Annotated in this window: 12 protein-coding genes; 4 read left to right on the top strand and 8 right to left on the bottom strand. The window is 58.4% G+C overall.

Features of this window, described 5'->3' with window-relative positions; all coding sequences use genetic code 11:
• Positions 1 to 40: 40 nt before the first annotated feature.
• Entirely contained in the window at positions 41 to 670 is a 630-nt protein-coding gene (locus tag CKW32_RS21550) for a ribonuclease T2 (protein WP_095185939.1), read from the bottom strand.
• 36 nt (positions 671 to 706) lie between these two features.
• Positions 707 to 1,687: a Gfo/Idh/MocA family protein gene (locus CKW32_RS21555; protein WP_095185940.1), complete on the bottom strand. Its 981-nt coding sequence runs from the start codon at positions 1,685 to 1,687 to the stop codon at positions 707 to 709.
• 126 nt (positions 1,688 to 1,813) lie between these two features.
• Here CKW32_RS21555 and CKW32_RS21560 point away from each other — a divergent pair, with 126 nt between their 5' ends.
• A complete protein-coding gene (locus CKW32_RS21560) occupies positions 1,814 to 2,176 on the top strand; it encodes an NUDIX hydrolase (protein WP_032885802.1) in 363 nt (120 codons plus the stop codon).
• 276 nt (positions 2,177 to 2,452) lie between these two features.
• Positions 2,453 to 3,397: a diguanylate cyclase gene (locus CKW32_RS21565; RefSeq protein ID WP_095185941.1), complete on the top strand. Its 945-nt coding sequence runs from the start codon at positions 2,453 to 2,455 to the stop codon at positions 3,395 to 3,397.
• Between the two features lie 304 nt (positions 3,398 to 3,701).
• On the opposite strand, the gene CKW32_RS21570 is transcribed toward CKW32_RS21565, so the two are convergent.
• The 4 genes from CKW32_RS21570 to CKW32_RS21585 all read right to left on the bottom strand — a co-directional run bounded on the left by CKW32_RS21570 (position 3,702) and on the right by CKW32_RS21585 (position 7,895).
• The gene (locus tag CKW32_RS21570; protein WP_032885800.1) at positions 3,702 to 4,145 is read right to left on the bottom strand and encodes a GNAT family N-acetyltransferase; all 444 of its coding nucleotides are present in this window, start codon (positions 4,143 to 4,145) and stop codon (positions 3,702 to 3,704) included.
• A 95-nt stretch (positions 4,146 to 4,240) separates the two neighbouring features.
• The gene (locus CKW32_RS21575; RefSeq protein WP_095186029.1) at positions 4,241 to 4,570 is read right to left on the bottom strand and encodes a hypothetical protein; all 330 of its coding nucleotides are present in this window, start codon (positions 4,568 to 4,570) and stop codon (positions 4,241 to 4,243) included.
• 148 nt (positions 4,571 to 4,718) lie between these two features.
• Positions 4,719 to 7,220 carry a TonB-dependent siderophore receptor gene (locus CKW32_RS21580; protein WP_095185942.1) on the bottom strand — a complete coding sequence of 834 codons (2,502 nt, stop codon included), beginning with the start codon at positions 7,218 to 7,220 and terminating at the stop codon, positions 4,719 to 4,721.
• Positions 7,221 to 7,457: 237 nt separating this feature from the next.
• Positions 7,458 to 7,895 (bottom strand): DUF3995 domain-containing protein, encoded by a 438-nt coding sequence (locus CKW32_RS21585; RefSeq protein ID WP_032885797.1) that lies wholly within the window; start codon positions 7,893 to 7,895, stop codon positions 7,458 to 7,460.
• Between the two features lie 91 nt (positions 7,896 to 7,986).
• On the opposite strand from CKW32_RS21585, the gene CKW32_RS21590 reads away from it, so the two are divergent.
• Both CKW32_RS21590 and CKW32_RS21595 read left to right on the top strand, forming a co-directional pair.
• Positions 7,987 to 8,376 (top strand): DUF2946 domain-containing protein, encoded by a 390-nt coding sequence (locus tag CKW32_RS21590; protein WP_095185943.1) that lies wholly within the window; start codon positions 7,987 to 7,989, stop codon positions 8,374 to 8,376.
• 95 nt (positions 8,377 to 8,471) lie between these two features.
• Positions 8,472 to 10,598: a TonB-dependent siderophore receptor gene (locus CKW32_RS21595; RefSeq protein ID WP_095185944.1), complete on the top strand. Its 2,127-nt coding sequence runs from the start codon at positions 8,472 to 8,474 to the stop codon at positions 10,596 to 10,598.
• Between the two features lie 68 nt (positions 10,599 to 10,666).
• Here CKW32_RS21595 and CKW32_RS21600 read toward each other — a convergent pair whose 3' ends face one another.
• On the bottom strand, positions 10,667 to 11,668 hold the full coding sequence (locus CKW32_RS21600) for an ABC transporter substrate-binding protein (RefSeq protein WP_032885793.1): 1,002 nt from the start codon (positions 11,666 to 11,668) through the stop codon (positions 10,667 to 10,669).
• A gap of 132 nt (positions 11,669 to 11,800) precedes the next feature.
• Complete coding sequence (locus CKW32_RS21605; protein ID WP_032885792.1) at positions 11,801 to 12,250, bottom strand: hypothetical protein; 450 nt, start codon at positions 12,248 to 12,250, stop codon at positions 11,801 to 11,803.
• Positions 12,251 to 12,415 lie beyond the last annotated feature (165 nt).

A 12,415-nucleotide genomic window follows, 5' to 3' on the forward strand; every position in this document is an offset into this window, starting at 1 on the left:
ACAAAATCACCCTGGCCCCCAGTCCCGCGGCGAGGCTGCCTCAGCGCTGCGCAGGAATGCGGATATCGCCCTCCCGGCATTGGGTTTTCACACTGCGCGGGCAGCCGGCGAACGCCAGCTCCTTGGTCAGGCAGACGCGCACTTCCGACAGCACCTTGCCTTTGCAGATCACGGCCAACCCATGATTGCCCATGCGCGGGTTGCTCTCGCGAAACAACGCCTCGATCTCACGGGCAGGTAACGAAGGCGGTGTATTGAACGGTTGCAGTTGCGGCGGAATGGCGACAACGCCCAGTGCCACATCGGTCTTTTCCAGATACGCCATTGGATCCAGCCCACTGCAAGTACCGTGCTTGGCCCATTCGTGCTTGAGCAGGGAACGCGTGGGAAACAGCGCCGCGCCCTTGTCCATCTCTTCGCGAGACAAGCGTGACTGGGAATCACAGGACGCCGGCCACCCGCCCTTCGCGTATTGCGGCCACAGACCGTGAAGCACAAAACCGTAGCCTTTACCTGAACACTGTTCGTTATCCGGGTGCGTCAGGCAAAACGTCGGCGACCATGACAGCGACAACACGTAGAAATCAAACTCTCCAGGCGTGCCCTGACTTCTTGGGGCCGCCATTGCGCCTGTAGCGAACACAAGGCACGACACCATCCAGTATCTCATCCGTCTATTCCTTGAGAAAAAACACGTATATCGCATCTAGCCGGGATGATGGGGGTTGCGCTGTAGCACCTTGTCCAGAATCCGGTCGGTTTTCAATGCCTCGATGGCCAGCGAAGGATGCTCGGCTTCACCACGGATATGCGCGTTCATGGCCAACACGTGGTGCCACTGGATATGCGCGTGGCACGGCACGTCCAGCACTTCGTTGGTCTCGCCTTCAAGGCGCAGCGGTTGGTCTTCGAAAACGGCAAACGTAATGCGCCCCTTACTGCCGATCAGCTCGACGTTGTCTTCCCGTCGGTCGGCAACAAAGTTCCAGCAACCCATGCCCAGCGCGCCCGAGCTGAAGGTCCAGCAAGCTGTAACCGCGTCCTCGGCCACATAGCGACCTGCCTGGCGTGCGGTAAAACCGGACACCTCGACGATATCCCCGGCCAGGTACTGGAACAGGTCAAAACCGTGGCTGGCCAGGTCGGCAAAGTAGCCGCCACCCGCGATCAGCGGGTCGGTGCGCCAGTTGGCGGCGCTGGCGTCCTCGGCAGCCGGTGGTTTGCACAGGGTCCAGGTAAGCTGACGCAGCTCGCCGATGCGCCCATCCCGCAGCCAATCGCGAACTTGCTGAAAGCGCGGCAGCGAACGGCGGTAGTAGGAGACAAACAAATGCAGCCCGGCACGCTCGAAGGTACGTTGCATCAATGCGCTTTGCTCGGCATTCAGCGCCATGGGTTTCTCGACGCAGCAATGCTTGCCGGCCGCGGCCACCATCAGGCTGTATTCCAAGTGGCTGTCGGGCGGTGTGGCGATGTAGACCGCGTCCACCTCAGGGTCGTTGATCAGCGCCTGGGCGTCGGTATAGGAACGGGCAATGCCATGGCGTGTTGCATAATCGCGCACGGCGGCCTCGCGACGCCCCATCACGGCTACCAGGGCCGAACCTGGCGCTTTGTAGAAAGCGGGCCCACTCTTCAATTCAGCGACACTGCCACAGCCGATCATGCCCCAACGTACGGTGCTCATCTGTTTTCCTCGTGCGTTTTGTTCAGTCGGGCAGTATCCACATACCCATCCCTGCGCGCCATAACCACTTAGCATGACAATTGCATTACACTTTTATGACATTCATGCCGCTGCGGGACACAGACGATGAAAATCAGGGCAACGGTCATATGCGAACACGAGGGGCATATCCTCTTCGTGCGCAAGGCCAGATCAAAATGGGCGTTGCCGGGTGGCAAGGTCGAACGCGACGAACGCCCGGTGGGCGCCGCCGAACGCGAGCTGGAAGAAGAAACCGGATTGAACGTGGACGGCCTGCTCTATCTGCAGGAACTCAAAGCCCGCGACACGCTGCATCATGTGTTCGAAGCGTCAGTGGTGAACATCGCGGACGCGCGACCCTGTAACGAGATTGTCGACTGCCAGTGGCACGCTTATGGCGCGCTCGACCAGTTGGACACCACCGACGCCACCAAACACATCGTCAAATCCTTTCTACGCCGCCTGTAAATCGGCGCTCTTGTCGCTGGTCAACACCCCTCGTATCACCAAGCCATTTGCTCTCTGCCGTTCGACAAAGGATTTGACGAACGCGGCAGCGGCTGCCTGCACCAACGGTACTGTCAGTGTTCAAAAATCCAGCGTCTATTTGTAGCGAAAACGCCGAAACACCCGCGCCAAAAAGCCTCCTTCACGACCTCTCGTCTGCTGCCTCGGCTTACGCTTGACTCCAAGCGACGATCAAAAGAGGCTCTTGGCTATTCGCCATCATCCCCGAGCACTCCCATGAGCATCGATCACCCAAGCCAGCCCGACAGTGACGTGTACCGAACGCTGTTGGAGTCGACCAAAGCCATCCCCTGGCGTATCGATTGGCAAACCATGACGTTCAGCTACATCGGCCCGCAGATCGAAACATTGCTGGGCTGGACCCCGCAGAGCTGGGTCAGCGTGGACGACTGGGTCGAGCGCATGCACCCGGATGACCGTGAATACGTGGTGAATTTCTGTGTGTCGCAGTCCCGCGCCGGCGTGGACCATGAGGCGGATTACCGGGCACTGACGGTCAACGGCGACTACGTGTGGATTCGTGACGTGGTGCACGTGGTGCGCAAGGACGGCGAGGTCGAAGCCCTGATCGGATTTATGTTCGATATCAGCGAACGCAAGAAAACCGAAGAGCACTTGGTACGCCTGCAAAAGCAACTTGAGGAATATTCCTACCAGGACGGCCTGACCGGGATCGCCAACCGACGCATGTTCGACACCGTGCTTGAGCGCGAATGGGCCAGCGCCCAGCGCAGCCAGTTGCCGCTGTCGTTGATCATCCTGGATATCGATTTTTTCAAGCAGTACAACGATCACTACGGCCATATCAAGGGCGACGAATGCTTGCGCCAGGTCGCACGTACCCTGTCGCTGGCAGCCAACCGGCCACGGGATTTCATCGCGCGGATCGGCGGTGAAGAGTTTGTATGGCTACTACCGGAAACCGACGCGGCGTCGGCCAAACAGGTAGCACGACGTTGCCTGCACCTGATCTGCCAGCAGCAGATCGAGCATGGTTTTTCGGCGGTGTCGAACCTGCTGACCATGAGCCTGGGCGTCGGTACACGTATCGTCACACCAGATAGTCCGATGCTGGAATTTGTCGAGGGTGTCGACAAATTGCTCTACCAGGCCAAACGCAATGGACGGATGCGCGCGGAGTTTGCCGAGGGTGAAGTTTGACGCGGAGGTCAAATCGCGGGCAAAAAAAATCCCAAGTAGCTGATGGAAACTTGGGATTTAAAAATGCATAAACCGTGGGAGGTGAACGCCCGGCTATAGTAACGACTGTAAAAACGTGTAACAAGACTATTTCAATCCTTTCGTCGGATTGGAACTGTTGTAAGTCCTTCAATAACCACATGTTTTTTAGGGTAGTGACGGATACAAGTGCCACTTTTTGGTGCAACTACCGGGTATATTTCCACTTATAAAAAAGGGTTATTAATAAAAATAACGACGCATCCTTAGATGGGTCCACGCGTGATTACACCCTGTTTTTTTCGTAGCGCACGTCGTCACACTCAACCTGCCCTACTTTCGACCAGCCCAGGCGTTGGTAAAAACCGTTTGCACGAATGTGGTCACGCCCGTCGGTGATCAGAAACAGTGTGGTGTGGTGTTCAAACAACACGGCTTCGGCAACAGCCATCAGTTTCCGACCGAGGCCGAGACGCTCGTGAGTCGGCAGTACGAACATCGCAAACACTTCGCCTTCGGCCAGGTCGACCATCGCAAAGGCTGCAGGTTGACCGTCTACCTCAGCGATCCATGCACAGGGCGCGTCACGAATGCTCTCGGCCAGAACTTGGGGCGTAATGCCCAGGTCGGCCATCTGCGCAACGCTCAAATGGTTTTGCACCACAGACGTACGGATGGCGAAGAGCGTGGCGACATCGTCCTGCGTCGCTACCCGGATAGTGGTTTGCATACTGGCTCCCTGTCCTTGGATAAAGGCGCAATTGTAGACAAATGAGAAGCCAGGGGTTGGGATGGTTTTGTAAGCCGAGTGGTGGTGGCCGAGGCCTATTTACGCGCCACTTTGTAGCGTACGCAATCCTGGTAGAAGCTTTGGCGGATCGCCTCCGGCTTGAGGCGTGAACGGTTGTCGTAGGTCTGTTCGGTGATGCCCATGGCCATCATGCGCATCCAGGATTTGTTGAACTTGAGGGTCTGGATCTTCTGCCGAGCGGCGTACAACGACACCCCCGACAGCTTGAGTTCCTGGGCCCTGGCAGCGGTGCCAGCGCCCCAACTGCACATGTACTTGTCACCCTCGCGCAGCTCCCGTGCCTGCACGACAGCCGCGCCCCCTGCCAGGGAGCAGGCGATCAGCATGATTCCAACATTGCGCATTTGCATCCCCGCCTAACCACCTGAAAATAAAAGCGATTCTGGCGAGAATTTTGTTACAAAGGGGCCATTAAATTGCCTTATCGAGTGAACGGGTTGTTGGCGAGTACGCTCGCCACACAGCGTTCACCCATTACAACGTTGCAGGCAGTCACCACTGATAAGTCGCACTCGCTTGCACCGTGCGCTGCGAGCCATACCAGCACCACGAGTAGGAATAGCACGACGCGACATACTCTTTATTCGCCAGGTTGGTAGCGTTCAGCGCCAGGCGCAGGTTGTCCTTGAGGTTGACGATGTTCTTGATGTCGTAGTGCACCGCCGCATCGAACAAGGTGTAGCCCGGTACTTTCAGGGTGTTAGCCGTATCGCCCCACGAAGAGCCGACATAACGCGCACCGGCGCCGGCACCAAAACCCTTGAGGTTGCCGTCATGGAAGGTGTAGTCCGCCCACGCCGAGGCGGTGTGACGCGGAACCGCGTAAGTGGTGGTGCCCTCTGCGTTGATGGCCGGGCCTACGCCGATGTCGCTGATGGGTGCATAGCGCACGGTATTGTTGGACTTGCTGATGCGGTTATCCAGGTACGCGTACGCCGCAGTGATGTCCAAGTTGTCATTGAGGCTGGCCTTACCTTCCAACTCAAAACCACGGGATTGCACTTCGCCGTCCTGGCTCTGGCAACGACCGGTACCGCACAGGTGCGTAGGGTCCGGATCGGTCGTCAGTACGTTGCTCTGGCGCAGGTCAAAGATCGCCGCCGTGATAAAGCTGTTACTGCCCGGCGGCTGGTATTTGATGCCGATTTCATACTGTTTACCTTCGGTCGGCTTGAACACCGAGCCGCCATACCCGGTGCCCGACTGCGGGTTGAAGGATTCCGAATAGCTGGCATACGGCGCCAAGCCATTATCGAAGAGATAGACCAGGCCGACACGACCGGTGAAGGCCTTGCTGTCCAGCGAGGATTGACTCTTGACGCCCGTGCGAAGAGTTTTGGTGCTGCTCTCGGTGCTGGCCCAGTCATAACGACCACCCAGCAGCAACACCCACTTATCCCACTTCATCTGCTCTTGCAGGTAGACGCCGGTCTGTTCGCTACGCGACGTGCCGTCGGTGGTGTACGCCGGTACCGCAACGGCTGCGCCGTAGACCGGGTTGAAAATATCCAGGGTTGGCCCGGCAGTGTAGGTGCCTGAGCCGGACAGGGTGTCAGTGCTGGTGTTCTGATAATCGAGCCCCATCAGCAAGGTGTGCTGCAACGGGCCCGTGTCGAATTTGGCCTGGACCTGGTTGTCGAGGGTATGAGCGTCCATGTCCACATCAGTGGCGATAGTCGAACGGCGGATAGTCCGATAATCCGTCAGCAGGTAGTTGCTGTAGAGGCTACGGTATTGGCCTTCACTGCGCAGGTAACGCGCGTTTTGGCGTACGGTCCACACGTCATCGAAGTGATGTTCGAAGGCGTAACCGATGGAGTAATACTCGCGGTCGCTCTTCTCAAAGCTCTTTTCACCGTCGTAGAAATCCACATCAATGCTGCGCCCGGTTGGACTGTGCAATACCGAGCCCCAGGCGGGCACTGATCCGTAGGACGCGCCCTTGGGGTCCTTTTGAAAATGCCCGAGCAGCGTCAGCGACGTGGCATCGTCCGGGCGCCAGGTGAACGCGGTCGACAGCGACTGGCGGCGGGTCTCGGTGTGTTCAACCTGACCATCGGCATCGTCGAAAAGTCCGGCAACACGGTACGAGTACACGCCCTGATCGTCTATCGGCCCGCTCAAATCGAAGGTGGTGCGCTTCTTGTTGAAGGTGCCGTATTCGACGCCCACTTCATGAAACGGCGTGTCCAGCGGGCGCTTGGTGACCATGTTAATTACCCCGCTCGGTGTCCCTTGACCGTAGAGCACCGACGCCGGACCACGCAGCACTTCAACACGCTCCAGGTCGAAGGCGTCTTTTTGCGGCAAGGCATCACGACTCGATGGCATCCGCAGGCCATCAAGGTAGGTGGCCGGAGCGAACCCGCGGATGGTCAATTGGTCCAGACGCGAGGCGGTAGCGCCACGGGTTTCCGGGACCACGGCGGCGCTGTAGCGCAGGATCTGGTTGAGGCTCTCGGCGTTCTGCGCACGCATCTGGTCTCGGGTCACGATGGAGATCGACTGCGGGGTTTCAATCAGCGCGGTGTCGGTCTTGGTTCCCGACAGGCTGCGCGTGGCCACATAGCCGGACACCGGCCCAGTGGGGCTTTCAGCCTGGTAGGCAGCGCTGATGGTGGTGGGCTGCAACTCCATGGCGCCGCCGTTATCCGGGATAGCTTCCAGGCGGTAGCGGTCGGCGGAAATCTTCAAGGCTTGCAGGCCGTTGCCGGCCAGCAGTTGGTTCAGGGCCACATCGGTGTCGTATTGCCCACTCAAGCCATTGCTACGCTTGCCCCGAGTCAAGCTTGCATCAAAGGCCAACACCAGCCCCGCCTGCTCGGCCAGGCTATTGAGGGCCTGGCTCAAGTCACCGGCCGGGATCTGGAAGCTACGCACAGCGCGGCTGCTTTCTTCGGCAAAGGCGGATTGGACATTCAGCAACGGCACTGCGGCAAAAGCCATCGCCACTGACAGAGCCAGTGGATGCACGGGACGAGCGAGGCGCGACATGGGAAATCCTGCGTAATAGAGGTTCTATTAACCATGACGGCCATGTCCGCAAATCGGGCAGGAATGAGATCGTTTTTTATTTGAGAAAGTTTTCCCCGTGTACTGATGCAATCAGTTGGACCGCTTTTTTGTGTAGCCCTCTGCCAGGACATGGGTGGGCTCCCACGAATTCCCCTGGTTCAAAACTGGTACTTCATCCAGTCATGATCCAGGGATCTGAAAAAAGCGATCCGTCCATCACCCCCACGCCACCACCAACAACCCTACCCCCAACGCCAGGCACAAAGGCGAATAAAACCAGGTGTCCATACTCGCAAACCGCGACCCACTGACTTTCTTGAAAAACCCGACCAACTCCGAGTCCCCAATCGCCCTGGCAAACATCACCAAGGCAATCGCGCTGATCCCCCACTGCAATGCCCCATGGGACACTGGCGAGAAATAAAGCCCAGCCCGAAGACACACGAGCAGCGCAATCGCCACCAACCCCATCGCCACCAGAAAAGTGCCCAATGCCGACGGTTTAAACGCCGGGCGTGGCCCGCTGGCGAATTCGCCGGGGAGTTGGGGGATGGCGGCGAGGCTGCCGAGTTTGCCTCCCGCCGCCCAGTACAGGTGGACCATGCTGATGCAGGTAAAAATGCCGACAATCCACCGCGCGATGACAAAGCTCATGGCTGGCTCTCCTTAAAGGTGCGAAACAGGATAGTCGCCCAGAGATTTTTTGCAGGCATTTCGTCGGCAGCTGATGCTAAAGTGCCGCCCCATGAAATTCGCCCGTGCCGACCGCTCGCTCATTGCCTGGATGCTGTATTGCTGCGTCCTGTTCAATGTGTTCGTCTGCAGTATTGGTCATGGGCAGATGGTGGGGATGCAGCTCAATGGCATCGGCGGTCAGTTCTGTACCGTGGACCCGCGTACCCAGGCGCCCCAGCCGTCCAACTCCACCGATGAGAACCTGCCCACGCTGTCCAAGGCGTTTGGTTGTCCGCTGTGCTCCTCCGGCGGGATGGGACCGGCGCTCAGTTCCAGCCTGAATGTGGCGGTGTTGCCGCAACCCCATGCGCCACCGCCGGCCATTGTGCTGGCCGCCGACATCCCTGCTCGCTTCACCTGGCCCGCGGCTAACCCGCGCGCGCCTCCTGCCTTCGCCTGATCCCTTCGCTTTCCGATCTGCACCGGCCACCGTTTTTCCAAGGAGATACGGACGGCTGTGCATTGCTTTCAAGCCAAGTTTTTCAGGATTCAACTATGAAACATTTACCCCTGTTGGCGGGCCTGTTCGGCTGCCTGCCTGTCTGCGCCTGGGCCATTGAGCTGGCCCCGACCACCATTGATGGAGAATCAACTGCCGAGCCTGGCCTGTCCCTGGATCAGTCCAGCGGCGTGGCTTCGCGCTTGGGATTGAGCGTGCGGGAAACCCCGGCGTCGGTGGCCATAGCCAATCGCAACGATATCGAGCGTCATGGCGCCAAGACCTTCCGCGATGCAGCCAACACCCTGCCCGGCGTCAACGCCAGCGCACCGCCGGGTTTCGGTGGGTTTGTGTCTTATCGTGGATTTACCAGCAGCCAGATCACCCAAATGTTCAATGGGATCAACGTCGCCACCGGCCTGGCGCGTCCCGTGGATGCGTGGATCTATGACCGGGTGGAACTGGTCGGCGGCCCCTCCTCCTTGATCAACGGCGCTGGCTCCGTGGGCGGCTCACTGAACTACGTCACCAAGTTGGCGACCCGTGAGGATCAAGCCGCCGAAGGCCAACTGACCTATGGCAGCTACGACACGGCCGGCATGGCTTTTGGCGTGAACCAAGCGTTGACCGAACCGGGTGCCGAGGTGCAGCACTATGCGCGCCTGGATGTCAGCCGCAATACCAATCACAGCTACATTGACCGCGCTCAGCGCGATGCCTGGAGCCTGGCGTTTTCCCTGCTCAGTGACCTCACTCCCGACCTGTCACACACCCTGGCCCTGGAGTATCAGGATGAACACGAAGACAGCCCGTATTGGGGTACACCGGTGCTCAACCCCAAGGCCGGCGAGCTGAAGATCGACACACACAACCGCTTCAACAACTACAACGTGGCAGACGGTCGTTATGAACAGCGCACGCTGTGGGCACGCTCGATTATCGACTACCGGATCAACGACAGCACCACGCTGAAAAACACCCTCTACCACCTCGACAGCCAGCGCGACTACCGCAACCTGGAGACCTACCAGTACACCACCAATAACAGCGCTGTGAACCGGTCCACAGCCTACCAAGTGCGCCATCAAGGCGAACAGAACGGCAACCAGTTCGAGCTGCGCCATGACGACAGCTTGTTCGGCCTGTCGACCACTTGGTCCGGCGGCTTTGAGTACAAGGTCAACAGCACCACCAGCACGCCCTGGAATATGCCGGGTAACAGCACGGTGGATCCAAACGACTTCAATCCCGGGCACTTCTACGACATCCCGCGAACCCAGGAAAAGTTCGGTAAGGACAAGACTAATGAAGTCACCACCAAAGCACTGTTCGTGGAAAACCGACTGGGCCTAACCGATAAACTCTCGCTGCTCAGCGGCCTGCGTTACGACGCCATCGATCTGGATGTGACCAACCACCGCGTTGTCACGGCTATTAACCCACGGCACTTCAAGCGCCGTTGGGAGCCGGTGACAGGCCGCGTGGGCCTGACGTACCAGTTCATCCCCTCAGCCAATGTCTACGTGCAATACAGCACCGCCGCCGAGCAGCCCACTACCACCACTCAGGTGTTCGACGTCTCGACCGGCAAGCAGTGGGAAGTGGGCAGCAAGTTTGACTACTTGGATGGGCGTGGCTCGGCGACCGTGGCCGCCTACAGGATTGAGCGCAAGGATTTTGCCGTCACCGACCCACAGGACCCGACCACCAGCATCCCGGTCGGCGCGCAGTCGTCCAAGGGCATCGAGCTGGCGAGTTCGCTGCGCATCACACCAAAGCTTCTGGCAGAGGGCAACTTCGCCTGGGTGGATGCGGAGTACGACGAGTTCAACGAGAAAATCGCCAGCGGCGCAGTGGTTTCGCGTAAAGGCAATACGCCGACCAACGTGCCCAAGCGCGTGGGGAATGTGTGGATGACTTATGATTTCGCCGAGGACTGGCAAGGCGGCGTGGATGCGCGGTATGTCGCCGAAGTGTACGCAGATAATGCCAACACGATGACCGTCCCTGCCTACACCCTGTTCGGGACGTTCCTGCGCTACAACGTGGATGCGCACACGTCGGTGACTGGGCGGGTGCGCAACTTGACCAATGAGGTGTATGCCGAGTTTGCGCATGTATCGCCGGCTTACTACCTCGGTTCGCCGAGGACCTTTGAAGTGGCGGTGCAAACCAAGTTCTAAACAGCAACGTGTTCACAATGTGGGAGGTGCGGTGCGACGATTCGGCTTGCTCCCTCCCACATTACGGATCATTTCAGGCTGGCTTCAACTTTCCCCGCTACATCCTCCGTCAACCAAGCCTTCCACACTTCAGGGTGTTCTTTCATAAACGCCTGAGCCACGTCACGTGGCGGTGTGTGGTTCTCGCTCATGGTCGCCAAGGCTTTGTTCAGCGGCTGAATCGGAAACTCGACCTTCTCGAAAAACGCCGCAATCTGCGGGTGTTCCTTCTGGAACGGAGTAGACACACCGATGCTCAACTTGGACGCCAAAGACCGCGTAGGCTTCGGATCAGGATTATCCGCATCCGTCAGCGTTTTCCAGGCCTCGGCATCGAACGGTGGTTCTTCCAGCTGGATCAACTTATAGCGGCCCATCAAGGGCGTCGGCGACCAGTAGTAGAACAGCACCGGCTTGCCACGGCGGATCGACGAGGCAATTTCGGCATCCAGTGCCGCCCCCGAACCACTGCGAAAGTTCACATAACTGTCGTCAAGGCCATAGGCCTTGAGCTTCTGCTTGTTGACCACTTCCGAGGTCCAGCCGATGGGGCTGTTAAGGAAGCGTCCTTTGCCTGGGGATTCCGGGTCTTTGAACACGTCCTTGTAACGAGCCAGGTCTTTTACGCTTTTAAGGTCCGGTGCCAGAGGCTTGATGCCTTTGGCGGGATCGCCCTTGACCACGTATTCCGGCACCCACCAACCCTCGGTGGCACCTTTGACCGTATCGCCCAGGCCGACAACCTTGCCTTCGGCCTCGGCCTTGACCCACACCGGGCTGCGCCCTGCCCACTCTTCGCCGATAACCTGAATGTCGTTCTTGGCCAGGGCGGTTTCCAGCGTAATAGTGGTACCGGGCAAGGTGTCGGTGGGCAGGTCATAACCCTTCTCGACAATCACCCGCAGTATTTCGGTGATCAGGCTGCCGCTTTCCCAGTTCAGGTCGGCAAAGTGTACCGGCGCCTGCGCGGCCGAGACAGACAGACTCAGGGCCGTAAACGACGCAGCCAACAGCGTTCTCAATCCTTTCATGCCCTTGCACCTCGCGATATCGCAGCAAACAGCGGACGGCTTTGCTGCTATGCGCGAAGCCTCTGAATAGTTAAGTCAACTCAACTGTAGTAGAGGTTCCGGGAGATAGGAGATGTTCGCAGTATTAGTTGGCTATTCGCTGGCCTTGAACGTTACCAGCTCACCCTTGCGCCATTTGGCGGCCTTGCCGGTCACGGCTTTGAGGGTTTTGGTCAGGCCTTCCTGCAGTTGTTCATTGGCCGCAAACACCAGCATCACGCTATGGCCTTCCTTGAAGACGATGCCGTGACCTTCGGCCGTCGACACAAAGGCATAGTCGCCCAGGCCATACACCGTCAACTTGATATCGCGGAACTTGAGTTCGAACTTGCCACCTTCGCGACTGGGCAATACCGCGGCACGAAAATGGTCACCCACCTTGAGTTCCAAGCGCGGCTTGTCATCTACGACCATCGCCGCTTCCGTGTCTATTTCGGCGATGTAGATGCCTTCCGGCGTCTGCTCAGTGATGTAAACGAAACGGGATTGAAACTGTTTGACCAACTTTGCGCGCAAATCACCCAGCACGAACAACGCGTGCATATCCAGATTACTGACTGCCAAGGAAACGCCCCCACATCGAAAAGAGCGCTGTCCGCCAGAGCGGGCAGCACAAAAAAACGGCCATCTCGGCTCGATCACACAACACAATCATAGAAAAAACTGAAGAAGATCTCGCGGCTGCGCTCCAGGAGACTAGTGCAGACG

Source organism: Pseudomonas sp. Irchel 3H9, assembly GCF_900187495.1.
Taxonomy (GTDB): Bacteria; Pseudomonadota; Gammaproteobacteria; order Pseudomonadales; family Pseudomonadaceae; genus Aquipseudomonas; species Aquipseudomonas sivasensis.